23 protein-coding genes and 3 pseudogenes are annotated in these 26,822 nt (G+C 64.5%); 13 read left to right on the top strand and 13 right to left on the bottom strand.

The annotated features are described in order from the left end of the window. From ACFTWF_RS24865 to ACFTWF_RS24855, 3 genes and pseudogenes are all read left to right on the top strand, one after another. A pseudogene (locus tag ACFTWF_RS24865) lies at positions 1 to 480 on the top strand (hypothetical protein); the annotation flags it as partial. Further along, on the top strand, positions 480 to 1,301 hold the full coding sequence (fdhD, locus tag ACFTWF_RS24860; RefSeq protein ID WP_378463812.1) for a formate dehydrogenase accessory sulfurtransferase FdhD: 822 nt from the start codon (positions 480 to 482) through the stop codon (positions 1,299 to 1,301). The pseudogene ACFTWF_RS24865 and the gene fdhD, both read left to right, overlap by 1 nt. Before the next feature lie 100 nt (positions 1,302 to 1,401). Further along, positions 1,402 to 2,202: an IclR family transcriptional regulator gene (locus ACFTWF_RS24855; RefSeq protein WP_378463811.1), complete on the top strand. Its 801-nt coding sequence runs from the start codon at positions 1,402 to 1,404 to the stop codon at positions 2,200 to 2,202. A 118-nt stretch (positions 2,203 to 2,320) separates the two neighbouring features. Here the strand turns inward: ACFTWF_RS24855 and ACFTWF_RS24850 are convergent, their stop codons facing one another. Continuing rightward, on the bottom strand, positions 2,321 to 3,178 hold the full coding sequence (locus ACFTWF_RS24850; protein ID WP_378463810.1) for a bifunctional methylenetetrahydrofolate dehydrogenase/methenyltetrahydrofolate cyclohydrolase: 858 nt from the start codon (positions 3,176 to 3,178) through the stop codon (positions 2,321 to 2,323). Between the two features lie 638 nt (positions 3,179 to 3,816). Between ACFTWF_RS24850 and ACFTWF_RS24845 the strand changes: the two genes are divergently transcribed. From ACFTWF_RS24845 to ACFTWF_RS24835, 3 genes are all read left to right on the top strand, one after another. Then, complete coding sequence (locus ACFTWF_RS24845; RefSeq protein ID WP_378463828.1) at positions 3,817 to 4,179, top strand: bifunctional 3-phenylpropionate/cinnamic acid dioxygenase ferredoxin subunit; 363 nt, start codon at positions 3,817 to 3,819, stop codon at positions 4,177 to 4,179. Continuing rightward, on the top strand, positions 4,176 to 5,339 hold the full coding sequence (locus ACFTWF_RS24840; RefSeq protein ID WP_378463809.1) for an NAD(P)/FAD-dependent oxidoreductase: 1,164 nt from the start codon (positions 4,176 to 4,178) through the stop codon (positions 5,337 to 5,339). The genes ACFTWF_RS24845 and ACFTWF_RS24840 overlap by 4 nt, the downstream gene beginning before the upstream one ends. Before the next feature lie 65 nt (positions 5,340 to 5,404). Continuing rightward, the gene (locus ACFTWF_RS24835; RefSeq protein ID WP_378463808.1) at positions 5,405 to 6,526 is read left to right on the top strand and encodes an aromatic ring-hydroxylating dioxygenase subunit alpha; all 1,122 of its coding nucleotides are present in this window, start codon (positions 5,405 to 5,407) and stop codon (positions 6,524 to 6,526) included. 298 nt (positions 6,527 to 6,824) lie between these two features. Here ACFTWF_RS24835 and ACFTWF_RS24830 read toward each other — a convergent pair whose 3' ends face one another. Beyond that, entirely contained in the window at positions 6,825 to 7,238 is a 414-nt protein-coding gene (locus ACFTWF_RS24830) for a molybdenum cofactor biosynthesis protein MoaE (protein ID WP_378463807.1), read from the bottom strand. 327 nt (positions 7,239 to 7,565) lie between these two features. Here ACFTWF_RS24830 and moaA point away from each other — a divergent pair, with 327 nt between their 5' ends. The 6 genes from moaA to ACFTWF_RS24800 all read left to right on the top strand — a co-directional run bounded on the left by moaA (position 7,566) and on the right by ACFTWF_RS24800 (position 15,618). Further along, positions 7,566 to 8,621, top strand: coding sequence for a GTP 3',8-cyclase MoaA (gene moaA / locus ACFTWF_RS24825; protein WP_378463806.1), 1,056 nt, complete (start codon positions 7,566 to 7,568; stop codon positions 8,619 to 8,621). Beyond that, the gene (locus tag ACFTWF_RS24820) at positions 8,614 to 8,886 is read left to right on the top strand and encodes a MoaD/ThiS family protein (RefSeq protein WP_378463805.1); all 273 of its coding nucleotides are present in this window, start codon (positions 8,614 to 8,616) and stop codon (positions 8,884 to 8,886) included. Before moaA ends, ACFTWF_RS24820 begins: the two co-directional genes overlap by 8 nt. Before the next feature lie 169 nt (positions 8,887 to 9,055). Beyond that, positions 9,056 to 9,487: a Fur family transcriptional regulator gene (locus ACFTWF_RS24815; RefSeq protein WP_378463827.1), complete on the top strand. Its 432-nt coding sequence runs from the start codon at positions 9,056 to 9,058 to the stop codon at positions 9,485 to 9,487. A gap of 47 nt (positions 9,488 to 9,534) precedes the next feature. Next, complete coding sequence (gene katG, locus ACFTWF_RS24810) at positions 9,535 to 11,793, top strand: catalase/peroxidase HPI (protein ID WP_378463804.1); 2,259 nt, start codon at positions 9,535 to 9,537, stop codon at positions 11,791 to 11,793. A gap of 1,039 nt (positions 11,794 to 12,832) precedes the next feature. Beyond that, positions 12,833 to 14,680, top strand: coding sequence for an amino acid permease (locus tag ACFTWF_RS24805; RefSeq protein ID WP_378463803.1), 1,848 nt, complete (start codon positions 12,833 to 12,835; stop codon positions 14,678 to 14,680). Beyond that, a complete protein-coding gene (locus tag ACFTWF_RS24800; RefSeq protein ID WP_378463802.1) occupies positions 14,680 to 15,618 on the top strand; it encodes a universal stress protein in 939 nt (312 codons plus the stop codon). The genes ACFTWF_RS24805 and ACFTWF_RS24800 overlap by 1 nt, the downstream gene beginning before the upstream one ends. 133 nt (positions 15,619 to 15,751) lie before the next feature. On the opposite strand, the gene ACFTWF_RS24795 is transcribed toward ACFTWF_RS24800, so the two are convergent. From ACFTWF_RS24795 to ACFTWF_RS24770, 6 genes and pseudogenes are all read right to left on the bottom strand, one after another. Further along, a complete protein-coding gene (locus ACFTWF_RS24795; RefSeq protein WP_378463801.1) occupies positions 15,752 to 16,774 on the bottom strand; it encodes a glutamate ABC transporter substrate-binding protein in 1,023 nt (340 codons plus the stop codon). A 156-nt stretch (positions 16,775 to 16,930) separates the two neighbouring features. Beyond that, positions 16,931 to 17,445: pseudogene (locus tag ACFTWF_RS24790) on the bottom strand (DDE-type integrase/transposase/recombinase); the annotation flags it as partial. 22 nt (positions 17,446 to 17,467) lie between these two features. Next, entirely contained in the window at positions 17,468 to 18,229 is a 762-nt protein-coding gene (locus ACFTWF_RS24785) for a transposase (protein WP_378463800.1), read from the bottom strand. Between the two features lie 73 nt (positions 18,230 to 18,302). Next, a pseudogene (locus tag ACFTWF_RS24780) lies at positions 18,303 to 18,431 on the bottom strand (IS110 family transposase); the annotation flags it as partial. A 452-nt stretch (positions 18,432 to 18,883) separates the two neighbouring features. Beyond that, positions 18,884 to 19,219 (bottom strand): IS3 family transposase, encoded by a 336-nt coding sequence (locus ACFTWF_RS24775; protein WP_378463799.1) that lies wholly within the window; start codon positions 19,217 to 19,219, stop codon positions 18,884 to 18,886. Between the two features lie 103 nt (positions 19,220 to 19,322). Further along, positions 19,323 to 21,152: an amino acid permease gene (locus ACFTWF_RS24770; RefSeq protein ID WP_378463798.1), complete on the bottom strand. Its 1,830-nt coding sequence runs from the start codon at positions 21,150 to 21,152 to the stop codon at positions 19,323 to 19,325. Between the two features lie 258 nt (positions 21,153 to 21,410). On the opposite strand from ACFTWF_RS24770, the gene ACFTWF_RS24765 reads away from it, so the two are divergent. Then, a complete protein-coding gene (locus ACFTWF_RS24765) occupies positions 21,411 to 22,058 on the top strand; it encodes a hypothetical protein (RefSeq protein WP_378463797.1) in 648 nt (215 codons plus the stop codon). 573 nt (positions 22,059 to 22,631) lie between these two features. Here the strand turns inward: ACFTWF_RS24765 and ACFTWF_RS24760 are convergent. From ACFTWF_RS24760 to ACFTWF_RS24740, 5 genes are all read right to left on the bottom strand, one after another. Beyond that, positions 22,632 to 23,261, bottom strand: a complete 630-nt coding sequence (locus ACFTWF_RS24760; RefSeq protein WP_378463796.1) for a hypothetical protein — start codon at positions 23,259 to 23,261, stop codon at positions 22,632 to 22,634. A 169-nt stretch (positions 23,262 to 23,430) separates the two neighbouring features. Next, the gene (locus ACFTWF_RS24755; protein ID WP_378463795.1) at positions 23,431 to 23,832 is read right to left on the bottom strand and encodes a hypothetical protein; all 402 of its coding nucleotides are present in this window, start codon (positions 23,830 to 23,832) and stop codon (positions 23,431 to 23,433) included. 324 nt (positions 23,833 to 24,156) lie between these two features. Continuing rightward, complete coding sequence (locus tag ACFTWF_RS24750) at positions 24,157 to 24,357, bottom strand: hypothetical protein (RefSeq protein WP_378463794.1); 201 nt, start codon at positions 24,355 to 24,357, stop codon at positions 24,157 to 24,159. 505 nt (positions 24,358 to 24,862) lie between these two features. Beyond that, positions 24,863 to 25,258, bottom strand: coding sequence for a WhiB family transcriptional regulator (locus ACFTWF_RS24745; RefSeq protein ID WP_378463793.1), 396 nt, complete (start codon positions 25,256 to 25,258; stop codon positions 24,863 to 24,865). 513 nt (positions 25,259 to 25,771) lie between these two features. After that, positions 25,772 to 26,335, bottom strand: coding sequence for an STAS domain-containing protein (locus tag ACFTWF_RS24740; protein ID WP_378463792.1), 564 nt, complete (start codon positions 26,333 to 26,335; stop codon positions 25,772 to 25,774). Between the last annotated feature and the right edge of the window lie 487 nt (positions 26,336 to 26,822).

The following is a 26,822-nucleotide window of genomic DNA, read 5'->3' as shown; positions in this document are numbered from 1 at the left end:
GACGGGTTCGGGTTGCCGCACCCACCCCGCGACGAGCGCCGCTTCGTCACCGGGACGGGGAAGGCGAATTTCGTCGTCAACGACCTGTCGTGGGTGCCGGTGCCGGCCGGGAAACTGATTTTGCAGACCATGCGGAGCCATGATCAGTACAACACCACCATCTACGGTCTCGACGACCGCTACCGCGGCGTCAAGGGCGGACGCCGCGTGCTGTTCGTCAACGAACTCGACATCGCCGCGTTCGGGTATGCGGCGGGGGATCGGGTGGACCTGGTCTCCGAATGGACCCTGCCGGACGGCAGCGTGGAGGAACGGCGGGCGGAGGATTTCCGGTTGGTGCCGTATCCGACGCCGCAGGGGAATGTGGCGGCCTACTATCCGGAGACGAACCCGCTGATCCCGCTCGATCACGTGGCGAAGAAGTCGAACACCCCGGTGTCGAAGGCCATCCGCATCCGCCTCGAAAAACGGCGGCCGTGATGGGGCGGGTGACGACCCGGACTCCGGTCACCCGGATCACCGACACGAGGCACTCCACCCGCCCGGACACCGTGGTGGTGGAGGAACCGTTGGAGATCCGGGTGAACGGGACCCCGTTGGCGGTGACGATGCGCACCCCGGGTTCGGATGTGGAATTGGCGCAGGGGTTTCTGCTGACCGAGGGCATCATCGCCGGCCGCGGCGAGATCGCGTCGATCCGGTACTGCAACAGTGTCGACGACAATGGGGTGAACACCTACAACGTCCTGGATGTCGATCTGGCGGCGGGGGTGTTCCTGCCCGACACCGGCATTGAGCGCAATTTCTACACCACCTCCTCCTGCGGGGTCTGCGGCAAGGCGTCGTTGGATGCGATCCGGCAACGCACCCGGTATTCGCCGGCCGCGGACACGGTGCGGGTGCCGGCCGCGACGATCGCGGAGTTGCCGGACCGGTTGCGGGCGGCGCAGAAGGTGTTCGACACCACCGGCGGGTTGCATGCGGCGGGGTTGTTCACCCGGACCGGGGAACTGCTCACCATCAAGGAGGACGTGGGCCGGCACAACGCGGTCGACAAACTCATCGGGTGGGCCACCGAACAGGGCCGCATCCCGCTGCGCGGCACCGTCCTGCTCGTCAGCGGCCGGGCGTCGTTCGAGTTGGCGCAGAAGGCGGTGATGGCGGGCATCCCGATCCTCGCCGCCGTGTCCGCGCCGTCGTCGTTGGCGATCGACCTCGCCCACGACACCGGACTGACCCTCATCGGCTTCCTCCGCGGCACCACCATGAACCTCTACACCCACCCCGACCGCATCACCTGACATGAACAGAATCGACCTGGTGGGCGAATCGTAAGGTTGCGGACCCCTACCTACATCGAGGGTGTCGTCAGCGCCAATAAAACTTTCGTATAGTTGCCGTATGACCAAAAGCAACGGAGCGAGGGCTACTGACGGCGGTGTCCAGTCGGTGGACCGGGCATTTCAAGTGCTGGAGGTCCTTGCCCGCAACGGTGAAGTCGGGGTCAGTGCGATCGCCACTGAAATCGGCGTGCATAAGTCCACGGTGTCCCGTCTGCTGGGTTCGCTGGAAGAGCACGAAATGGTGGTGCAAACCTACGAACGGGGAAAATACCGCCTGAGTCTGGGTATTTTGCGCCTTGCCGCATCTGTTCCCGAACGACTGGAGATAACGGAGCAGGGTCACGCCGTATGTGAGCGACTCGCCGCGAAACTCGGCGAAACCGTGAATGTTGCCGTATTGCGTTCCCACTTTGCCATTCACCTTGACCAGGCACGAGGGCCGGCATCGGTGGGCACACAGAACTGGATCGGCGAGCCGACCCCTGTGCACGCGACAGCGAGCGGAAAGATACTTCTCGCCTACCTGGACGTGCAGCACCGACATGAAGTCCTAGGTGCAGCGGCGCTCGAGCGGTTCACCGAGCACACCATCACGTCGGTTGAGACACTCGATGAGGAACTGGCCGCAGCCAAGAGCCTCGGCTATGCGGTCGTCGTCGAAGAGTACGAGAAGGGGCTGAACGCCATCGCGGCGCCGATCCGCGACTACGACGGCAAGATTTCTGCGCTGAGCGTCTCCGGTCCTGTGTACCGCTTCACCGAGGCACGGATGCGAGCCGTCGTGCCTGACGTCATCGCGGCGGCTGCCGAGATCAGTGAGCGGATGGGCTTTCGGCAACCCATCACGCCCAGCGCCTGAGCATATTCAGTCGAGCCCAGCTCTCGACGAAGCGCTGCGTAGTCAGCCGTGCGAGCCGGGGTGCAGTTGATTACCGGGTGAGGACGAGACGATCCGGGCGGAGTCGCGTGGCCGGTGATCAGTATCGCCCGATGTCCTCTGCCATCTCGACGATGTTCGTGAGCAACATCGCCCGCGTCATCGGGCCGACGCCGCCTGTTGCGCCGCTGAGCTTTCCTGCGACTCGGTCGACGGATGGATGCACATCGCCCAAGATCCCCTCGACAGTGCGGGTAATACCAACCGACAGCACTGTGGCACCGGCTCGGATCCAGTCCGGTTGCACCAGGTGGGCAACGCCTGCCGCGGCAATCACGACGTCGGCGTCCCGTGTGTGAGTGGCAGTGTCGACCGTCGCTTCATGGCACAGGGTGACAGTGGCATACTCGCTGCGCCGGGTCAGCATCAGACCGAGTGGCCTACCGACGGTCACACCGCACCCGATGACGCAGAACCGAGCACCGGTGATCGGGACATCGTGATGCCGAAGCAATTCGATGATGCCGCGGGGCGTGCACGGCAACGGTCCCGGCATTCCGAGTACCAGCCTCCCGAGATTTGTCGGGTGCAATCCGTCGGCGTCCTTCGCGGGATCGATCAGGGCGAGGACCCGGTGTGTATCGATGTGCTTCGGTAGTGGAAGTTGAACAATAAAGCCGGTGCATGCGTTGTCGGCATTCAGCCGAAGAACGGCCGCCTCGATATCTTCCTGGGCAGCGGTCGCCGGCAGGCGCACCTGGATGGAATTCAAACCGATGCTTCTGCAGTCGCGGTGCTTCGCGGCGACGTAGGCATGACTGCCAGGGTCGTCCCCGACGAGGATGGTTCCCAAGCCAGGCCTGATTCCCTGCGACTGCAGCACGGCGATCCGGTCGGCCAGGTTGTCCTTGATCTGCTCGCTGACGGCCTTGCCGTCGAGCAATGTCGCAGTTGCCACAGAGTAAGCCCTTTCTGGGGGTCGAATGGGTGCAAATAGACCATTACGGCTGGTTGTCGGTCACAGCCCGAGATGCCCTGATCCGATCGGTGCACCCAACTGGAGTCGCGTGCGGTTGAGGAACACCAGCTAGGCCACTGACGTGAGGGTCCGGGCACAGTGGATCCTCACGCCGGTGGATCGGGTGATCGGTCTCGAGACTGCGCAGGAGACCAGCAAGGTTCGTCGACGGATCCACGAGGTCTTCCGTAACGACTCGGTGAACATGACGACAATTGATATATCAGATGTGACGAAGTGTAGGCGGGCCGTACCGGCGGGTCAACGCTTGTACGTGGGGAGATCTGCCGAGTTTGAGTGTGTCGATCACGGGTGAGGTAGGTCTCGGTGTGTCACCGCATGGGCTGATCGTGTGCCCACCGTTGGGCCGCCGAAGCGCGAGGCTGTCTATTTATGGTGTGACAAGGAGTTTCAGTGAAACTCCCATCGGCTCTGGGTCCTCTTTGGCTGCCCGGGTCGCTGCAAGCGTCCATGTGTCGATCGGTGGCGCAGCCGCCTCTTGACACCAACCTATGGCGATTGTCACACTGTTGCGTAAAGCAGGACTTGTTTCGCATGGCGCTACAGAGAGGCATCTAATGCTCGAGGTCTGTCCACTAGCCTCCCTACCTCGCGGCGACGTACGTCGCGTCGATACCTCCCCTCCGATCGCGGTGTTCCATACCGACGACGGTGAGGTATTCGCCATCGACGACACGTGCTCACACCAGGACGCATCACTGGCAGATGGCTGGCTCGAGGGATGTGAGATCGAGTGCCCACTGCACGCGTCGAAGTTCAATCTCCGGACCGGGGCGGTCGATGCGCCGCCTGCGAAGCTGCCGGTGCGAACCCATGAGGTCGTGATCCAGGACGGTGTCATCCACGTCGAACTCAGTACAGAGGCGCCAAACCTGCCGCCGGATATCCGTAGCCGCCTGAATGCGGAGGGGAATGCATGAAAAGCATTGCGATCATCGGCGCTTCATTGTCTGGTCTCTGCGCTGCGCGCGCCCTGCGTGCGCAGGGGTTCGACGGTGAGTTGAACATCGTTGGAGCGGAGCCCAACCGCCCCTACGACCGCCCGCCGTTGTCGAAGGAGTATCTGGCGGGAGACATCGATGAAGCATCCCTGACCTTGGAACCCGAGGGGGAAGACCTTCGGGCGAACTGGCTGCTCGGACTCTCCGCGACAAACCTCGATCCAGGCACCCGTAGCGTCACACTCAGTGACGGCTCCCAGCTGAGCGCGGACGGCTTTGTTCTCGCGACTGGTTCGCGTGCCCGGACGTTGCCAGGAACCGAACATTTGAGCGGCGTGCATGTCCTTCGAACGATCGCCGATGCCGACCGGCTCCGCGCGGACCTCGTTCCCGGCGCCCGACTGGTAGTCATCGGTGCCGGTTTCATCGGCGCCGAGGTCGCGTCTACAGCGCGCAAGCTGGGCCTGGATGTCACGGTGGTAGAGGCAGCGCCTTCGCCGTTGATCGGCCCGCTCGGCCCGCAACTGGGAACCGCGATCGCCAGCCTCCACGGGGGCAATGGCACCACACTGCACTGTGGCGTGGGAGTCGCCGGCCTGACCGGGGACGACCGCGTGACCGGTGTGGACCTTGCGGACGGGCGCCACCTGCCTGCCGACGTCGTAGTCGTCGGCATCGGTGGCATCCCGAACATCGAATGGCTCGACGGCAGTGGTATCGAGCTCGGCAACGGTGTGTTGTGCGATCGAGGGGGAGCCACATCGATCCCACACGTCGTTGCGGTCGGTGACTGCGCGGCGTGGATGGACATCGCCGGCGTCCACCGCCGCGTCGAGCATTGGACCGGCGCCTCGGAGCGACCGGCGATCGCGGTGTCGACGCTCCTCTCGGGTCAATATCAGGGTCAGCACGTCAAGCCGCCGTACTTCTGGTCCGACCAGTATGGTTCGCGCATCCAGTTCGCCGGAATAGCCGGCCCCGACGCCGAATTCACCATTGAAGAGGGAAGTTTGGAGGACGGTAGTTTCCTCGCCGTCTACCGCAGGGAGGACCACCCGGTTGCGGTCCTCGGTGTCAACCAGGTCCGACTTTTCACCCGCTGGCGCCGGCAACTTTCCGCGCAGCCGACATCACTCTGAACAAACTTTCTAGACCTTTCTCAGCCCACCGATCGTTGAGCTCAACCACTCAGGGAGACCCCACAGTGACAACCACGCACCTGCCCGAGAGCCTCATCTCCACGCTCCCGGGAACCTATTACACCGACAGCGACATCTTTAAGCTCGAGCAGGAGAAGGTCTTCGAGCAAATGTGGTTCTGCGCTGTGCGTTCGGGCGACCTCGACAAGCCAGGTGCTTTCAAGACTGTCCAGATCGGTCGTGAAAGTGTCATCGTGACCCGATCCCGGACCGGCGAGATCCGTGCCTTCCTCAACATCTGCGCCCACCGCGGAGCACGGCTGTGCATGGAGGAGAGCGGAGAGGTCAAGCGGTCTTTCCAGTGCCCGTACCACGCCTGGACCTATGATCTCGAGGGCAAGCTTGTCGCGGCGCCGAACCTGACCAAGATGCCCGACATCGATCGTGTCGAGTACGGACTGCAGAAGGTGGCAGTCCAAGAATGGCTCGGCTACGTCTGGCTCAACCTGGCCGACGAGCCCGAGTCCTTCGACGAGACAGTCGTGCAGGACATTCGCGACCGCCTCGGCGACGTAGAGTCGATCGATCGATACAAGGTCGCTGACTTGGATCTCGGCCGTCGAATTGTTTACGACGTCAAGGCCAACTGGAAGCTCATCATCGAAAACTTCATGGAGTGCTACCACTGCGCGACGATCCACCCGGAACTGACCGAGGTACTGCCGGAGTTTGCCGACGGCTATGCCGCCCAGTACTACGTCGGCCACGGCGCCGAGTTCGGCGAGGATGTCCAAGGGTTCACCATCGACGGTTCCGAAGGTCACGACCTGATCCCCGGTATCGCCCCGGAGCAGGATCGTCGCTACTACGCGATCACCGTGCGGCCGACGGTGTTCGTCAATCTCGTCCCCGATCACGTGATCGTCCATCGGATGTTCCCGCTGGCGGCTGACCACACCATCGTCGAGTGCGACTGGCTCTACCTGCCCGACGTGGTGGCCAGCGGAAAGGACCTCGACCGCTCCGTGGAACTGTTCCATCGGGTCAATCAGCAGGACTTCGACGCTTGCGAGCGCTGCCAGCCCGCGATGGAATCGCGGCGTTACCGAGAAGGCGGTGTGCTCGTTCCGAGCGAGCATCACATCGGTGAGTTCCACGACTGGTTGAAGGACAAGATCGCCCACTGATGTCCTCGCGACACTGACCGGTCACGGATCGATGAGCACTGACCCGCTGATGGAACACGCGGGCTGCGATATCGCACTTCAGATGCCGCAGCCCGCTGTCCAATGGCAGCGGCCCAAAACGGCCCGTGTTGTCCATCGGGTACCCCGCCACCGTCGTCGAATGGGCGTCACTGGCGGGGTGGATGCAGAACGCGGTAGGGATTTCGAAATGACGAAGTCCGTCCTATTCGACGACAGACTGTCTTCGGGTGTTCGGTGCCGGGGACACTTCCTCTACGGGGACCCGACCGAGACACCGTTACAGACCGACCCACTCGGAGGCGCCGTCGGCGAAGCGTTGCCGTTTCCAGATGGGCACTTCGTGCTTGATGCGCTCGACGAGTTCGGCGCACGCACCGAACGCCTCGGCACGGTGCGGCGCCGAAACAGCGGCAACGACCGCCAGGTCGCCGACGGCCAATGTACCGATCCGATGCACGGCCGCCACGGGGAGTCCGGTTGCGGCCGAAACCTCCTCGCAGCAGGTGCGGAGGAAGCGATCCGCAGCCGGATGGGCACTGTACTCGAGGGCAGAAACGAAGTGCCCCTCATCGTGATTGCGGACAACGCCGATGAACGTCACGACCGCGCCGTGCTGCGGACGAGCGACGGCTGCATCGACAACGGTGGGGTCGAGGGGTTGGTCCGAGATGGCAGTGAGTAGTTCAGGCATCGTGCAGTCTTCCGACGAGGGGGGCGGTGAAGCCATGCTTCTCCGAGATGAGCACGGCGTCGGCCGTTCGTATCGGCGTAGGGAAATTTTCGCACCGCTACTGCTGACGGGTCCAGTGGTCGGGTGTGCTGCCTACCGTCTCGGGAATACCGAACCCGACCTGGATCGAGGCCGCAGCGACAGCCTTCAGCACGTCGTGGTGGTCCGCTTCTGTGAACGCGCCGCCGACAGGCACCCCCAGCGCAACACCGGTTGCGCCGCCGGTCGTCCTCACCTCAAAGGTGCCCGCGGTGTCGGTGGCAAAGTGATCTCCGAAGGAGCGACACGATGACGGCGGTGGAGATGGGCATTCCCATCATGCGGCCATCGGCCTCACTGGCGGGACGCCCAGACGTCGGGCACCTGGTCGACCGCTTCGGCCGGGTGGCCAGAGACCTACGCGTGTCGATCACCGAGAAGTGCTCGCTGCGCTGCACGTACTGCATGCCCGAGGAAGGCCTGCCTACCATCCCGGCCGAGCGGCTGCTCACCGCCGACGAAATCGTCCGACTCGTCGAACTCGCCGTCAACCGCCTTGGAATCCGTGAAGTGCGGTTCACCGGTGGTGAGCCGCTCATGCGCGCTGACCTCGAGTGGATCATCGCCGGGTGCGCGGAGAAGGTGCCGGGTACTCCGCTCGCGATGACCACCAACGCGGTCGGGCTCGAGCACCGGGTGCGCAGGCTCGCTGACGCCGGACTGAGCAGGATCAACGTCTCCCTCGACACCGTCGACCGCCGGCACTTCACGACGCTGACGCGGCGGGACCGACTGCCATCGGTCCTCGCCGGTATCCGTGCTGCGGTCGCCAGCGGTCTGACCCCGGTGAAGATCAATGCCGTTCTCATGCCCGAGACGCTGAGCGGAGCGGCTGACCTATTGCAGTGGTGCCTGAATGAGGGGGTGGCATTGCGGTTTATCGAAGCGATGCCACTCGACGCTGATCACGAATGGGCGCGCGAGGATATGGTTCCCGCAGACCGGCTTCTGTCCGTGCTGGGTAAGCGCTTCGAACTCGAGGAGATCGGCCGGGACGACCGAGCGGCACCGGCCGAGCTGTGGCGGGTGAACGGTGGCCCGGCGACAGTGGGCGTCATCGCCTCGGTCACCCGGTCGTTCTGTGCCGACTGTGATCGCACGCGCCTGACGGCCGAGGGCACAGTCCGCTCGTGCCTGTTCAGTGACTCCGAGATCGACCTGCGCGGTGCGATGCGGTCCGGAGCAGACGATGAACAATTGGCGCGGTTGTGGCGTGCCGCCATGTGGAACAAGTGGGTGGGCAACGGCATCGACGCCGCCGACTTCGCGCCACCCGCACGCAGTATGGGAGCGATCGGTGGTTGACACGAACAACTCGGCGACGACGAGGATCTCCGTGCGGTATTTCGCCGCGGCGGCCGATGCGGCCGGCCGGGGTCTGGAGACCCTCGACATGCCAACCGGTGCCGACCTCGGTCAAGTGAAGTCGGCGTTACTCGCCAAGTACGGAACCAGCATGGAGCGCGTGCTCTCAGTGGCCGCGTTCCTGGTCGGCTCCGAGCTGACCCGTGACCTCACCGCACCGGTCGGAGCCCGGGTGGACGTACTGCCTCCCTTCGCCGGCGGATAGAACAGAGAGCGCGATCGGTATGTCCAAAGTTAATGCAATCAAACATTATTCGCATTGCGAACCGTTTACGGCGCCCGCCGTTGCCCAGCGTGCCATCCGAGTTACGCGGGATGTCAAAGATTTTCACGAAGACTTGACTCATTCCAGATTGGTGGGTCATAGTGTTCGGGTGCCCTCGACATCGAAGTACGCAGAGCAATTGCGTGCGGTTGAGTTGCGTGTGACGCGTCCTCGGGTGGCAGTGTTGGAGGCGGTGCACGCGCATCCGCACGCCGACACAGAGACGATCCTCGGTGAGGTACGCGCAGTACTTCCCGGGGTTTCTCAGCAGGCGGTATACGGAATACTCCACGCGATGACTGCGGCTGGATTGGTTCGCCGAATTCAGCCGGCAGGCTTGGTGGCTCGCTACGAGTCACGGGTCGGTGACAACCACCACCACGTGGTCTGCCGGTCCTGCGCAGCCATTGCAGACGTCGATTGCGCAGCCGGTGAGTCACCGTGCCTGACCGCGAACTACGACAACGGATTCCACGTCGATGAGGCGGAGGTCATCTTCTGGGGCCGATGCTCCAACTGCTCGACATCGCTCACCCGATAGCACGCATCTAAAACAACAGCCCGAATCACCCCTTTGGAAGGAAAGCCGTGTCTGAAACCACCCGGACTCTCGCAGAAGAGCACCCGCCCATCGCCGAGGCCCAAACGGAACCCGCTCAGAATGGTGGTTGCCCCGTTGCACACGGTCAGCTCAAGCACCCCACACAGGGCGGCGGCAACCGTGACTGGTGGCCGAACCAGCTCAACCTCAAGATCTTGCAGAAGAACCCCGCCGTGCGTAACCCCATGGACGAGGACTTCGACTACACCCAGGAACTCGAGAACCTCGACTTCGAGGCCCTGAAGCGGGACGTCGAGGAGGTCATGACGACCTCACAGGACTGGTGGCCCGCCGACTACGGCCACTACGGTCCGCTGTTCATCCGCATGGCATGGCACGCCGCGGGCACCTACCGCGTCACCGACGGTCGCGGCGGCGCCGGCGCCGGGATGCAGCGCTTCGCGCCGCTGAACAGCTGGCCCGACAACGCCAACCTCGACAAGGCCCGCCACCTGCTGTGGCCGGTCAAGAAGAAGTACGGCAAGACTATCTCGTGGGCCGACCTGATCGTCTTCGCCGGCAACTGCGCCCTCGAATCGATGGGCTTCGAGACCTTCGGCTTCGGCGCCGGACGCGTCGACCAGTGGGAGCCCGAAGAGGACGTCTACTGGGGACCGGAACTCACCTGGCTCGGCGACGAGCGCTACACCGGTGACCGCGCCCTCGACAAGCCGCTCGGTGCGGTCCAGATGGGCCTGATCTACGTCAACCCCGAAGGCCCGAACGGCAACCCGGATCCCGTCGCCGCGTCCCGCGACATCCGTGAGACGTTCGCCCGGATGGCGATGAACGACGTCGAAACCGCTGCCCTGATCGTCGGCGGCCACACCTTCGGCAAGACCCACGGCGCCGGACCGGCCGACCACGTCGGACCCGAGCCCGAAGCCGCCCCGCTCGAGGAGCAGGGACTGGGCTGGAAGAGCTCCTTCGGCACCGGCAAGGGCGGCGACACCATCACCAGCGGCCTCGAAGGCGCCTGGACCCCCACCCCTCGGACGTGGGACAACAGCTTCCTCGAAACCCTGTACGGCTACGAGTGGGAGCTGTCCAAGAGCCCCGCCGGTGCACACCAGTGGATTCCGAAGGACGGCGCCGGTGTGGGCACCGTGCCCGACGCGCACGACTCGGCGAAGACCCACGTGCCGGTGATGCTGACCACCGACCTGGCGCTGCGAATCGACCCCGCGTACGAGAAGATCACCCGCAACTGGCTCGAGAACCCCGACCAGCTCGCCGACGACTTCGCCAAGGCCTGGTACAAGCTGACCCACCGCGACATGGGCCCGATCGGCCGCTACCTCGGCCCGTTCGTGCCGGACGAGACCCTGCTGTGGCAGGACCCCATCCCCGCGCTCACTCACGAGCTCATCGACGCCCGTGATATCGCGTCGCTGAAGAGCCAGATCCTCGAGTCTGGACTCACTGTCGCAGAGCTGGTTTCGACCGCGTGGGCGTCGGCCTCGTCGTTCCGCGGCAGCGACAAGCGCGGCGGTGCCAACGGCGGACGGATCCGCCTCGAGCCGCAGGCGAGCTGGGAGGTCAACAACCCGGCCGAGCTCGCCCAGGTGGTGCGAACCCTCGAAGGGATCCAGGAGTCCTTCAACTCCGCCCAGACCGGGAACAAGCGGGTCTCCTTCGCCGACCTCGTCGTGCTCGGCGGTGCCGCTGCTGTCGAGCAGGCCGCCAAGAATGCCGGACACGCGATCGAGGTGCCCTTCACGGCTGGCCGCACGGACGCCACGCAGGAGCAGACCGACGCCGAGTCGTTCGCCGCACTCGAGCCGGCTGCCGATGGTTTCCGCAACTACCTCAGTGACGGCAACCGTCTGCCGGCGGAGTTCCTGCTGGTCGACAAGGCGAACCTGCTGACCCTGACCGCCCCGGAGTTGACGGTTCTCGTCGGCGGCCTGCGTGTGCTGGGTGCGAACTACAACACCAGGTCGGAAGAGGGTGTCTTCACCTCGAACCCGGGGGCGCTGACCAACGACTTCTTCGCGAACCTGATCGACCTGGGCACCACCTGGGCGCCGAGGTCCACGGACTCGGAGATCTACGAGGGCCGCGACCGCGTCACCGGTGAGGTGAAGTGGACCGGAACTCGCGTCGACCTGGTATTCGGGTCGAACTCCGAACTGCGCGCCCTCGCCGAGGTCTACGCATCCGACGACGCGAAGCAGAAGTTCGTGCGGGACTTCGTCTCCGCATGGGACAAGGTGATGAACCTCGACCGGTTCGAGCTCGCCTAATCCTTCCGAATCCGCGCGGCACCTGCGGGAGCTCACCCCCGCGGGTGCCGCGCTTTTCGTCGTGGACACCGTATCGGTGGCCCGGACGTTCGCGGCGCATCCTTGCCGCACGGGCGGACACCGCGTCGAGCGCTGTGATGTTGCCTCACCCCGCGTCACCGTCGGGGAATCTCGACCCCGGTCTGCTACATGAGTTGCTCCGCGATGGACTCGAAAGCACGATTTGGCGCCGTATGCCCGCCAGGCGCCCTCCTGTCGTGGCCCGCGCGGGGCGCCGTGTGGGTGGGAGCATGTGGAGTGCGCTGGCAATGCCGACTAGGCCGACGATCGACAGTGGGTGCTGCCTGCCCCCTCGGCCGTGGACGGTTCGCCCGAAAGCCGTTGCGAGAAATGTGACTGAGAACGAAGCTGCGCGACTGCTGATCTGCACCTCACACTCGACATGGGTCGGCTCTCTCGATCCTGGTATAGCGAGGATCTGCCGAGATCCTGTGTCCGCCCGTCGCGAGCGAGCGGCTGCAGAATGCCGTTCGTAACGAGGGAGTACCGGGTGCGCGTCGTAACTAGGGAGTACCAGGTGCGCGCCGGCTACTCGCTGCGTCCGGCCCGGATCAACGCATCTGCCCAATCGATCACGGGTCAGTGTCCCGCATTGTGAGCATCTGTTGTGCAAACTGGCACGATCTGGTCAGCCGTCGCACCGCGGGGCGGGCATTGTCGGGAGGTATTGCCGTGCGGTGGGATGGGTTCGGAAGTTTCATCAATCGTGATCTGCATCCGGTAACTGCAGGTAGAGAACACATTATGTTGATTGGGAGGGTCCCGGCGCCATCGGCGTGACTGCCTCAGCTATTGACATGCACCTGGCATGTGAGTGTTAGATCAGTAATATATCAGGAGTCGGCATTCTGCCGGTGTTGTACCGCTAACGGAGGTTCACCATGTTCCGGAGACCATGCGCACCAGACAAGGACGGTCCGGAGGGGATCGCACGCGCAACATTCCGCAGCGACCCTCAATGTAGTGCGGGAGGTTTGCGATGAGTGGAGTGCCCGGCGGGCTGGAAAAGGGTCTCAGTGAGCGGCAGTTGAGGATGATCGCCGTCGGAGGGGTCATCGGTGCGGGCCTGTTCGTCGGCTCAGGCGTGGTTATCCGTGACACCGGACCGGCAGCCTTCATCGCATATCTGATGAGCGGTGCACTGGTCATCATGGTGATGCGCATGCTGGCCGAGATGGCTGTCGCCAATCCGTCGACGGGATCGTTCGCGGACTATTCCCGCAAGGCTCTCGGGAATTGGGCAGGATTCTCTGTCGGATGGCTCTATTGGTACTTCTGGGTGATCATCGTCGGATTCGAGGCGATTGCAGGCGCCAAGATCGTTCAGTACTGGCTGCCAGGCATGCCCCTCTGGTTGTGCGCGTTGCTGCTGTTGGTCGCGATGACAGCGACCAACCTGGTCTCCGTAGCGTCCTTCGGTGAGTTCGAATTCTGGTTCGCCGGTATCAAAGTCGCGGCAATCATCATATTTCTCGTGATCGGCAGCGCCTTCGTACTGGGGATATGGCCGAACAAGTCGATGGACTTTTCCAACTTGACCAGCCATGGTGGCTTCCTGCCATACGGAAGCGCGGCAATCACTGCCGGCATCGTGACGGTCGTCTTCTCGATGACGGGCGCGGAAGTCGCAACCATCGCCGCCGCCGAGTCGAAAGACCCGGAGAAGGCGGTTGCCCGGGCTGCCAACTCGGTCATCATCCGCATCGCTATCTTCTTCGTTACCTCAATCTTCTTGCTGGCGACGATTCTGCCGTGGAACGACAAAAGCGTCTCCGCCTCACCGTTTGTCGCGGCATTCACCGAAATGGGAATTCCGTACGCCGACCACATCATGAACGCAGTGGTGCTGACGGCCGTGTTGAGCTGCCTCAATTCCGGAATGTACACCGCATCACGCATGCTCTTCGTGCTCGCGGCCCGACGTGAGGCGCCGCCCCAGTTGGTCAACGTCACCCGTCGAGGTGTACCAGCCGCCGCCATCCTGGCATCTTCGGCTATCGGCTTCCTGTGTGTCATCGCCGCAGCAGTATCGCCCGATACGGTCTTCGCTTTCCTGCTGAACTCGAGCGGCGCAGTCATTCTGTTCGTGTACGCCCTGATCGGCATCTCGCAGATCATCCTGAGGCTCCGGTCCGGATCGTCTCACCTACGGGTTCGGATGTGGCTGTTCCCAGTCCTGTCGATAGCCACCGTCCTGGCAATCCTGGGTGTTCTACTCCAGATGTACCTCCAGAAGGAATCGCGGTCGCAGCTCATACTGAGCATCCTGTCGTGGGCGGTCGTCGTCGGGTTCTACTTCCTCAACAAGTGGTATGTCTCTCGCCAGCCCGCAGTCGAAGAATCATTCGGAACAGCGCGGCCGCATCGGGTACTGGTCATGGCCAACGAGACTGCGAACTCCGCCGAACTGCTGAACGAGTTGCGTCGGATCGAGGCCGATCGTGCTGCCAGCTACTTCGTCATCGTGCCTGCGAGCCCTATCGAGACGGGAGCCGCCGCAACGCATGGTCCACTTGACGTACGAGCGGCAACCGAAGCGGCCGCACAGGAGCGGTTGGACTACACTCTCGCCACATTTCGTGCGGACCACCTCGACGTAGACGGCGCATTGGGTGACTATCGTCCGCTGCGCGCGCTGTCCGAGACCGTGAACTCCTTCCATCCCGATCGGATCGTCATTGCGACGCTGCCGCCCGACGAGTCGGTCTGGCATCGTTTCGATGTCGTGGACCGTGCACGCGCCGAACACCCGACAGTCCCTGTGACGCATGTGGTGGCCACGCCGGTGAGACAGGAAGAGCCGGTGAGACAGGAAGAGAATGCCTAGTGACGATCATCGCCGGATTCAGCGCCAGCAGACAGAGTAGCGCCCCGCTGCATCTGGCGACCCAACTGGCGCGGACGACAGGTGAGAAGATCGTCGCCGCGGCGATAGTCGAACGAGGGCTCCCGCCGGGTGTGGACACGATCGAGGACCAGTTCCAAAGGCACATCGCAGGTGAGGCGGCGACGTCGCTGGAACGTACGATAGACGCGGTCCGCGGTGATCGAGACATCTCCATGGTGATCCATCATTCGACCTCGATACCGCGAGGATTGATGGAACTCGTGGACAAGCACGACGCCACCTCGGTTGTCGTGGGTTCGTCGTCCGCAGGTCTCCTCGGCAGGGTCGCCCTCGGTAGCGTGACCGAACGGCTTGTTCACACCGCGGCCGTGCCTGTGGCAATCGCGCCGCGCGGCTATTGTCCGAGTTCAACGCCGATACAACGGTTAACCGCGGCTTATGGTGGAGCCGCTGATTCGGTGGGACTGATCACTACCAGCGTAGAGCTGGCGGAACGCTGGAATGCGCGTCTCCGGATCGCGGCTTTCACCGTCCGCCCGTACTCCATGTTCGGCGGGTCGATAGATCGCTCGGCTGAAGATCTGATTATCCGACAATGGAGGCGAAGAACTGCGGACCGGGTCATGAAGCAGCTCAGCGAAGCGGGAGCTCAGGCTTCGGTACCCAATCTGGATCTCGAGGTCGGAGCAGGAAACGACTGGAGAGAAGCCATCGACACTGTTTCCTGGCGATCTGGCGACATGCTCCTTCTCGGATCCGGCGCCGCTGGGCCGAGGGCTCACGTATTCCTCGGGTCCGCGGCGGCAAAGATACTGCGACACATGTCAGTTCCGGTCATGATCGTGCCGAAACGCACCTCAACTCGTCGTAGTGGAAACCGAAGTCTCGGTCCTGATTGGGATGACCCGGGACAATGATGTGTTTGCGCGTACGACCGCCGCCGAGACAGCGCAGTTCTGCCCCCCGCTGGCATTTCCGGGGAGGGCGCGGATTCCATTGCCTGGAAACTTCCGCATTTGCCGGTCTCGGTGGGCGAAGATTCGTTGCCGCTCAATCGCGATAGGTTGCGGGGGGTGGGCCCGCGACGGGTCCGAGCGGTCCGGCCAGCCACCGGTCGTAGATGCGCATCCAGGTGCCGTCCGCGCGGATGCGGTCGAGGGTGCCGTTGACGAACCGAATCAGGTCGTCCTTGTTCTTGTTGACACCGATTGCCCAGTGCTCTTCTCCCTCTAGTCGTGGCCCCACGATCTGAAAATTGGGGTCCTGGGACACGAGCCCGGCCAGGAGTGAGTCGGAGGTGCTGGTCGCGTCGGCCTGCCGTTTCTGCATGGTGACGAGGCAGTCGTCCCATTCGGGGACGGCGATGATCGTGGCCTCCGGCGCGACCCGCTGGACGGTGCCGAGCGAGGTGGTGTCGATGAATGTGCAGACCCGTTTTCCGGCCAGGTCCGCCGGTCCGGTGATGTCGGAACCCAGCGGGACCAGAATGCGCTGGAAGGCGCGGACGTACTCGGTAGAGAAACCGACGCGTTGGGCGCGTTCGCAGTTGATCGAGAAGCCATGGGCGACGACGTCGACGTCGTTGTGCTCGAGTGCGGTGAACCGGCCGGCGGAGCTGAGCAGCCGGAACTCGATCCTGGTCGGATCGCCGAAGATGTCCCGGGCGATCTCCCTCGCCATGTCGATCTCGAAGCCCTGCAGGGTGTCGGTGGTCGGGTCGCGGAAGCTGAACAGGTTCGTGTCCTGGTCGGTCCCGACGATCAACCGGCCGCGGGCGGCGATCTCGGCGAGTGCCCCACCGGGCGGCATCTGCCCCGGCGGGGGCTGCGGGCCGGGTCGCAGGCTCGCGAGTGCCCCGCACGACTCGGGCGGTGGTGGTTCGGGCGGCGGATTGTTCGTGGGCGGAATGATCTGGGCGCCGTTTGTCATCGGCCGGGTGGTGTAGGTGCCCGCAACGGTCGGGGTGAGGGGGTCGGGTGCGGCGCATGCGGCGAGGACGGTGACCGCGAGAATGCCGACGAGGTGCCGGGCACGTGGTCTCTCCCGCGGTCTCGGAAGCTTCACGTGTGTCATCAGTGGTACTCGTTCAGTCGCGGCCAGATTCCCCCGCCTACGGCGAATCCGCAGGATACGTCGATAACCATGCTACCGATGGCCAGCGTCGACATCGATCGGTAGACCTCCGTCATGGCGTCGGTCTCGATGTCCCCGGTATGTTGCGCCCCGAGTTCAGTGGAGGCTCTCGATGACCCGCTCGGTTGTTCCGGTGGGGTTGTGTGAATGGTAGTAGGCCTGTTCGGCTTCGACGGGTGGGATCATCCCGATCTCGCCGTGCAGTCGGCGGTGATTGAACCAGTCGATGTACTCGGCCACCGCGATCTCGAGGTCGTCGATCGAGCGCCACGGACCCCTGTTGCGGACCAGTTCGGCCTTGAACAGCGAGTTGAATGTCTCGGCGAGGGCGTTGTCGTAGGAACCGCCACGGCTGCCCACCGAGGCGACTGCGCCGGCATCGACAAGGCGTTGGGTACAGCGAACGGCTCGATATTGCACTCCGCGGTCGGAGTGGTGAATCAACTGCGACAGCTATTGAACTGCATGTTCGCGGGTCAGATGCCCATCTCCAACGCATCGAGCGCGAGGTCGGTGCGCAGGCTCGTCGACAGCTGCCATCCCACGATGCGGCGCGAGAAGACGTCGATCACGAATGCGGCGTACGCCCAGTCGGCGAACGTGCGGACATAGACATCCCACGCGGGTCAGCTGTCAAGCGGCCGCCGGTTGCGCTCCTGTATCGAGGTCGGGCCAGGCGCCGTGCTCGTCCCAGGGTTCATCGTGCTGCAGGCACCACCACAGCCGCCCGAGGAGTCTGTTGGCGAGGTTCCGCAACGCCGCGTTGTGGTGGTCGCCGGCCGCCCGCCGTTTGTCGTAGTGCGCACGGGCTCCTGGCGATTTGGTGATCGCCGCGAACGCCCACCAATGACACGCGTCGCCGAGCCGCTTGTTACGGACCTTGCGTGCCTTGACGTTGTGCGATCGTCCTGAGGCGCGTGTGATCGACGCGGTGCCAGCGAACGCTCTCAAGCCGTTCGCGGTCGCGAATCGTGTTGGATCGTCTCCTATTTCAGCGAGTGTGCGGGCGGCGAGGATCGGGCCGAGACCGGGAACCGATCGTAGGATCGGCGCCGCGGGGTGCGTGTCGAATGTTGGTCCCAGCTCCTTCTCCAGCGCGTCGACGGCACGGTGCATCGAAGCGATAATGTCCAGCAGACCGGTTGCCGCCGCGCCCAGGGCCGCTTCGACCTGTGGCGGCTGACGCAGTGCCAGGGTCTTCAGATCGGTGAGGATCTGCTCGACCAGGCCCGGATCGTTGCGGCGGCCACAACGATGCAGCAACGACATCAACCGGCGCCTGGTCAGCTTCTGCCCGGCGCCCGGAGTTGGCACCGCGGACAAGATCGTCAGCGCGGCTCGGTGTTTGAGGTTCGGAAACGCCTGCAGCGCTTGCGGATAGACTTCGAGCAGCACGGATCGGAGACGGCTTGGTCTGGTGCAGCGCCCAGATCGCCTCCTGGTGTTGGCGAGCGAGGGCCTTGACCGCTCGCCCATGCTCGCTGATCGCCGGCAGCACCCGGTCGGGATCGGTGCGCACGATGTTCGCCAGGATCGCGGCATCCCCGGGGTCTGATTTGCCACCGGCCTGACCATGTAGTTCGCGATAACGTGCCACTGCCCGTGGGTTGATCGGGTAGGCGGTGAACCCATTTCGGTGAGCTCGAGGCGGTGTGGCGACCTCATGTACAGCGCTCGTCGGCGCGGCATCTCACAAGCCGATCACGTAACCCGGGCGACTGGCAGGGCCACCGTCTATCTTCAGACCTCACACACAGTCCGGTGACATCATCGGCAGTGATCACCTTTCCAGCAGCTCACCGCTTCAGACTGCGCCCGGATCGGTAATATCTCAGTGACCACCCGCCAGTCGCTTCTCCGTGTCGGATCAGGTCCGACACTCCCATGAGGTGATGTCGGCATGAGGTGATGTCGGCGACCCGCAGTTGGTCCGGAACCGACGCGGTGAACCCTCGATTGACCAGGTCAGTGGGCCTCTCGGTGTCCGTCGCGGCGATCGTGGTCCGTGGGTTTTCGACCGGGAGATGCCGCGTAAACCTTCGGCGCGCATCAGTCGCTCAACCGTGCACCGAGCACCCGGATGTCCTGCCGATTCAGTTCCGCGTAGACCTTTCGGGCACCGTAGACGGCGTAGTTCTCGCCGTGGACACGGTGGATCTGCTCGACCAATTCCACGTCGCGGACGGTTCTCGCCGACGGTGAGCGGGACTTGGCCGCGCAGTACGTCGACGGGGCGATCTGCACACCGGCCCGAGTGAGAACTCGGCAGATCGGCTCGACCCCGTAATCGGCGACCTGGTCGAGCGATCGCTTCGCCTGGGCGGCGAGCAGGCCGTGGTACTGGTCTTCGAGCGGGTCGGCTCCGGCCGGCAGCGAGTGTTCCACGACTGCGGCGGCGAGGATCCTGTCGCCGGTGGTGCCGGCGAACTGTGCCGCGAGATCAGCGGTGCGCTGCCCTGCCAGTTCGCGCTGAACCCGGCGGTGATCGTTATGGGACGAACTCCTCGACAGCCACCGGGGTCGCGACCACGTGGGTCACCGGGATCTGGGGGTAGTCGTGACGGGCCCGGTCGACCACGTCGAACCGATGCCAGACCGACATCTCCGGCGGCAGCGTCGCGATGACGATCAGATCCGGGCGGAAGGTGTCGACGGCGTTTGCGAGTGCCCGAAGCGGCCGGAAGTCACCGCGCGCGCCGTCGACGTCGAGGTTGTTCGACCGCAATGTCGCCACAGTGTGGTCCAGCCTCGATTGCGCGGCCCGCTGGGTGGCATCCCACACGTCGACGGGCCCGTGGGTCGCGGCTGCACCTGTCTCGATCGGGCTGTCCGGCACCACGACGAAGTAGCTTGTGGCGTGGTCGGCGCCGATCGTGTGCAGCTCGGCGAGCAGCTCGGCGGAATCGGCGGTTTCATTGGCCAGCACCAGCACTCGGCGCGGTGTGGTCTTCGCGACGGCTCCCTCGACCTCCGGGCGGCGGGCGATGAACCACTTGTTCGCGAGGTACAGCACGATCACGACCGCCCACGAGAGCAGGCTCAGCACCAGCTGCGAACGCGAGTCCTTCTCGATGCCCATCTGTGCCAGGATCGCCATGATCGCAACGACGGTGAAGATCGACAGTACCGGGAACATCCACATCTTCACCCGCAGGCGTTCGGACCCGTTGCGGTACCGCAGGACTACCTGCGAGATGCCGATCAGGCAGTACACGAACAAGATGATGGCGCCGCTGGAGTTGAGCAGGAAGGAGAAGACGGTGTCCGGCGAGACCGCGGCGGCGATGACACAGAGGAACCCGACGATCGACGAGGTCAGGATCGCGACGGCGGGTACGCCGCGGCGGGTCACCTTGACCAACTGCTGCGGTGCCTCGCGGCGGGCGGCGAGTACGAAGAGCATGCGCGAGGCGGTGTACATGCCGGAGTTGAGGCAACTCAGCACCGCGGTCAGCACCACGGCATTCATGATGTGATCCGCATACGGCAGGCCCATCTCGGTGAACGCGGCAACGAAGGGTGACGCGGCGACGGTGTTGTCGTTCCACGGCACGATCGTCACGAGCAGGAAGATGGACCCGACGTAGAACAGCGCGATGCGCAGGATGACCGAGTTCGCGGCCTTGGCGACCGCGCGTTCGGGATCCTTGGATTCGGCCGCGGCGATCGTGGCGACCTCGGCCCCGGTCATCGAGAAGATGACGGTGACGATGGCGGCCGTGATCGCCCACGCCCCGTTCGGGAAGAAGCCGCCGTGGGAGGTCAGGTTGGAGAAGTCCCCCGACTTGCCCGGCCACAAGCCGAAGACGTAGGCGGCGCCGATGCCGAGGAACAGGATGATCGCGGTGACCTTGATACCGGCGAACCAGAATTCGAACTCACCGAACGACGAGACGGAGAACAGGTTGGTCATCGTCATCGCCACCAGGAGGACGAGCGAGCACAGCCACAGCGGGATACCGGGTATCCAGTACTGGACGATCTTGGCCCCGGCGATCGCCTCGAATCCGACGATGATCACCCAGAAGTACCAGTAGAGCCAGCCGACGGAGAAGCCCGCCCAGCCGCCGAGGGCGTTTCGCGCGTAGTCGGCGAACGATCCGGTCGACGGGTTGGCCACCGCCATCTCGGCCAGCATGCGCATAACCATAATGACGAGAAAGCCGCAGAGGGCGTACGGGATGAACGCGGCCGGTCCGGTCGCGTGGATGACCACGCCCGAGCCAACGAACAGACCTGCGCCGATCACACCCCCGATGGCGATCATTCTCAGCTGCCGTTCGCTGAGCCCCTTCTTCAACGCGGGTGCTGCACCCATAGAGCAATTCCTCCATCGTCGAACCCGAGCGTGCATTCGGCGTTCCTCGGCGCAGAACAGGCAGCTCCGAGCAGTGCCGCGACATCGGCGTCGCACTGAAATTCACCTGATACATCAGTTGTCGACTATAACTGTAAGGCTGATCACATTCGCAGGTCAAGGGATCTAGCACATGCGCGAAGCTTGTCCGGTTTGCCGGATAGGGAATGTCCATTCGGGAATTCGAGGGACGTTGGGCCACCCGTGAATAAGATCTCAGTGATCGCGACCGGCCGTCCCGACCTACCTGGTGCACATATCGCACATCCCGGCCTGGACGGGGTTAGCCACCGCGCTCGCTCCATCATCGCGACACAGCTCTACAACGCCAAGGAACCAATGACGCTGTTTGAGCTGCAGGCTTGGCTCGGGCACCGCAGCCCGGAATCGACCCAGCACTACGCCAAAATCACCCCGAACAACCTGGCCAAGGCATACGACGACGCCGGCTACTTCGCCCGCAACGTCCGCACCATCGAAGTCCTCGTTGACCGCGACGCGGCCACCTCCGGCGCCGCCGCCGGTGAGCCTTGGCAGCACTACGACCTCGGCCACGGGTTCTGCAGCTACACCTTCTTCGAGCAATGCCCGCACCGCATGGCCTGCGCCCGCTGCGACTTCTACCTTCCCAAAGAGTCCAGCAAAAGCCAACTCCTGCAGGCGAAGTCGAACCTTCAGCGGATGCTCGTCAGCATCCCGCTCACCGACGATGAACAAGCAGCCGTCGAAGACGGTCAGGCCGCACTCGACCAGCTACTGCAACGCCTCGCCGACGTTCCGACCCCGGCCGGAACAACACCACGCCAACTGACCGCCACGCCGTTGCCGATCGTCGCTGTCAACAAGGGCCGACCAGCACGAACTTGACGATCCTGATTCCACAGAACGACCGAGGCGGCGGCCCTGAAATGCGTGTTCCTGGCCATCATGAGGCTCGACCCCAAAGGCGCCGCACGCCAACGCTGGTCCAACCGCTGGAAGGCAGCACTGAACGCCTTCGAGATCACCTTCGACGGACGCCTGTCCGCCGGACGAAAGTAGCTAGAAATCAACCAGTTACACCGTTATCTGGACAGACCCCACCGAAGTTCTGATAGTCCCAGATTTATAGGTTGGCGAACGGATTGTCCGCCCCCAACCATCGACAAGGTCGATTGAACATGTCGTCTTACGAGGTAATCGCCCTGTGTATTTGCCGGCCGTCGGGTCAGGTGAGTTGCCGGATTCGGGGGAGGTGTCGGCGAGTTGCTCGAAGAGGGGCGGTTTCGGTGATCAGAACCTCGTGCAGGTCCACCTTCGCGGACACGGAGCACTTCCCTGGCTTTGTTCACGACTGGCGTCCCGGGGAAGCCTAGCCCGTTCGCCTCCGTGGCCGGAACACCTGGCAGGACGATCACCTGAGACTTGCGACGGGACTTCCGGGGTCGTGGCGGGGTGTGATCACCCGGTCCCGGGCAGCGGGGGAGTGCGGTACCAGGTTTGAACGTCGAGAGGGGTGGCGGCGGTGGCGCCCACCAGTGGTGCGTCGAATTGTTCGGTGTCGCCGGTGGCGATGACGAACCGGGCGGGGGCGGTGCCGGTGGCGATAAGGGTGTAGGTGCCGGTCTGGGCGGGGGCGATGGTGTCGGTGAGAGTGAGGTAGGACGTTTGAGTTACCGGTTCGAAGAAGGGGGTGCGCCCGGCGTTGTCGGGGGTGGTGGCATGCCCGCCGGGGTCCAGGATCGTCAGGTGGGGCAGTTGCGGGGCGGGGAGCCCGGTCTCGGGTGCGAGGTCGGGGATGAGCAGTTGCGCGTGGAACGGTTGGCCCTCGGTGAGTTGGATGCGGACGGCGCGGGTGTCGCCGGCCGATCCGGTGCGGGTGTAGAAGGCGAACGAGATGGTTCCGGTGGGGGCCAGGGGGCTGGTGTCGAGGTGTTGGGCAGTGTCGTCGGGGCCGAGGAGGACGGGGGTGTGCGCCGCCGCAGGGGCGGCGGCGCCGAGGAGGGCAATCGTGGTCGCTGCTACCGCCAGCGCCCGCCTCCGTAGGGGCCGGGGGTGGCCCGGTTCCGCTCGGGGTGCCTGGGTGTTCATGTTTGTCTCCTTGCATCGATGCTCTTTTGTGTCGCCGAGCGACCGGCATGGTCCATCGGCGCGTGGGTGCCTGCGCCGATGGCGACGGTGCATCCGGGTGTCGCGCGGTGCAGTCTTTACGGTGATCTCGCCGCGTTCGCGACAGCGGGCTGCCGGATTCCCTGGGCATCTACAGTGGCGCCGGGGCCGAGGCGATGGCCGCGGGTCCGGACAGATTCTGGGCTGATGAGGTGGCGCTGCTGCCGCCGTCGGCGATCGCCAGCGAGAGGGCTTGTGGTCCGGCGGTCGAGGCGGCGGTCCCGTCGATTCCGTAGGCGGCGGTCGCGCTGCCGTTGACGCTGTCGGCCGAACACTGTGAGGTGTCCATGGATAGTGCCGCGCTGGCGGCGCCTGGCGCGCGGCATTCGGCTACCGGTGCGCCGACGGCGGTGGGGGCGAGCAGGACTGCTCCGTCGGCGACGGCGCATGCTCCGATCAGGATGGAAAGACTCCGTTGCCGAGGATGGTGGATGTGCATCGTCGTGACTCCTGGTGTGTGTTCCTCGGGTGTGGGGTGCGGGAATTCGCGCATTTCGGCTGCTCACTCTCACCGCACACTTACGGCATCACCGGCCGGCGTTGCCGTGAAGGGATTCGGCGCCGGAGCCGAATCGGATGGGCGCACTGGTTTGCGGTATTACTCGAGTGGGGTTCGTCGTCGACACCGGGTGCGCTGTCGGGTGGTGCGCCCCGGGGCGAGGCGTCCGATCTCGCCGAGAGAGTATTCGGCGAGGTGGGTGCCCTGGGTGCCGCCGGCTCAGCGTGTCCCGCGCTGCAAACACGCAGTCGATCCCCGGCGAAGGCCAGGCACCGCGGTCATGACCACGGTATGGCTGGGGTGATCGGCGTCGTCGTCTCAGTGGGTGGCGGGGGCATCGCTGATAGGGACCTCGACGGTGGCGGACGGTCCGATCAGTACCGACGAGAACTCCCAGGGGCGCCGGCGGGTGTGGGGGTTGCGGTGGGTGGGTTTGAGAATTCCGACGCTGAAGTCGGTGCCGTGATGGATGTAGAGCCGGGCAATTCGGCCCGCCTGCCCGGGACGAGGATGCCGCATGTGGGCGCGGTAGGACGGTGCTGGCGGGCGGCTCCGTGGCGCAGTCCGTTGTTGGTCGCCGGTGCGATGCGTAGGGGAACCCTGACGTGTGCGTGGATGTGCTCGTGGCCGAAGAATTGTGAGCGGACGACTTGGCAGTGTGGGCATCTCGGAAGTCCGATCGGTGAACCGGGTCATCGATCGAGGAATAACGGCCGCTGATGCCAGGTGTTGGATTGTTTGTCCCGATATTTCTGGGCAGGGAACACTGTTTCGCGAAATGCGCTCGAGTTCCAGCGTGCAGTTCGGAGTCGGTGTTTCCTTTTCGTGCGCGTCGCGGAGTGCCAGTGCTGGGCGGTGAGAGCCGCCCCTGTGTGCGGTACGGATGGGTCGTTCGTGTCGATCGACGGATGCCGGTCCGCTGGAGGAGGTGGTCGCTGGTGGCGGTTGATGTGACGACTTCATCGCCCATCCTGTGTGATGGGTGGTTCCGCGTGTCGCGTGTAATAGTACGAATTCTGTACGGCTACAGTAGATGTGGTCCGATCTCACCGAAGTACCCGATCCGTGAAGGTGATGTGTCGGGGGTGCGTGTTTCGCGTCGCCGGTGCCGGGCGCGGCGTGTGCGGTCGGCCTCGGACAGTCCGCCCCAGGTTCCGTACGGTTCCGCGACGGACAGGACGTAGTCGCGGCAGTGTTCGAGCACGGGGCAGTCGTGGCAGATGCGTTTGGCGTGGGCCTCCCGCCGTGCTCGGTGGTGGCCGCGCTCGCCATCGGGAGAGAAGAAGACCGACGAGTCGACCTTCCGGCACGATGCCTGCGTGCGCCAGTCTCCGGCGTCGTTGGCGGTGGTGACGGTCCACGGCGTGTTTTCGCGGGGGACCGGGGCGGTGCTCGCGGTCTCGGCCGGTAGGGAGGTCATGGGGTGGGTGTCACTCATTTCGGGGTGTTGAATTCGGTGCGGTGCGGTGCGGTGCGGATCGGTTCTCTGTGGAGGATCGGAAGGGCCCGCATCCCTCCCGAACGATACCTTTCGGTCTGTTTGGTGGTCGGGCGGTGCGGCCGGGACGCCGCCGCTGCGAACGCTCGTGTCCGCCGCAACCGCTGCGATCGCGAGGAGTGCGGGTGTCGAGAGTTCTAGGAAGAATTCCGCGGCGCCCATCCGGACGTCGACCATGAGAGTCTCGGCGGGTTCGCCGTGGGGCTGCACCACCGCATGTCGAAGCCCAATTCGACTCGATTCCACCGTCGATCTGGTCGTCCCCGTTCCTGGACTGTCATGATCGTGTTTGGGCATCGCGGGGGGCTGATCGCGGTTCCGCCGGACTGTCCTGCCTGGTTTCCGTGGTACTACCGGCGTCGCCGGTCATGCGGTCGAGGTGGTCTTTGATCCAGGCGGTCGACCATCCGGCGGGCGGGGCCGAGGGGCGGATGGTCATCGGGGTGTGCCCCGTTCGTCGAGACTGTCACCGGCGGGCAGGGCCGCGAGGGAACAGGTCAGCGAGTGCGGGCGGCCGGGGATCGGGAACGAGGGATCCACGCTGTCGGGAGCCGTGGGATGCGGCGAGGATGCGGCGTGGAAGGCGTCGGCGAGAGTGTCGTAGCAGGGCACCGCCGCCGTTGTGCCGATCCTGTCCAGGAGTGTGTGCATGCCCGGGGGTGCGGCCACGGTCATCCGGCATCGCTGGGCGAGCAAACCGGTGGCGGCGTGGTGCAGTGCTGCGACGCCGGCGCAGCCGAGGAAGGGGACATCGAGCAGGTCGACGACGACCTGGTGGCCGGTACGCAGTGCCTGGTCGAGGCAGGCCGTGAGCACCGGTGCGGTAACGGCGTCGAGGTCCCCGGATACTTCGATCACTACGGGGCCGACGGCGGGGTCGTCGTCGATGTCGATGCGGAATCCGCCGTCCCCGGCAGCGACGTTGTTCCACTGCACGGCATCGGGCAGTGTGGACCGCATCCGCGCTCGGGCGTCGAAGGCGGAGCGAACATGGGCCATGGGATTCCTCCGGGGGTGACCGGCCGGACACCAACCGTGGGAGGTTGCAGTTCGGTGTGAGTGCCGTAACTGCCTGGCGGGTGACGGACGAAATGTCTGCCGGGCTGTGCTCTCAACCTGCGCTTGAGAACGATAACGCCCCTTTCGGTGGAAGGAAACCCCACCTCCGGTCCCGGTTCCTCCATCCAGGGCCTCGGGCGGATGGACTACTCGATGATCTGACACCTCCGATCGGTGTGGACCTCGCGCACACGGACGGGGCTGATGCGCACCGTTGCCGTCGCTTCCGGCGCACCCTCGACGGATGAACCACCAAAGAGGTGTCGGGTTCGTGTGGAGTGGTCGACCGGCCGCCGACGATCCCGTCAGAACGCACTACCCGGATGGCGAACCCGTCACCCACCACCGCTGACGGCGATGACACTCTCGCGGTCGGCGGCGGATGAGCAACAGGCGGCCAGCACCGGCCGTGGTCTCAACCGGTGAG

Source organism: Rhodococcus sp. NPDC056960, from assembly GCF_042674125.1.
Taxonomy (GTDB): domain Bacteria; phylum Actinomycetota; class Actinomycetes; order Mycobacteriales; family Mycobacteriaceae; genus Rhodococcus_F.
Note: the sequence above shows the minus strand (reverse complement) of the source record. Positions and strands in the feature narration are given on the sequence as shown.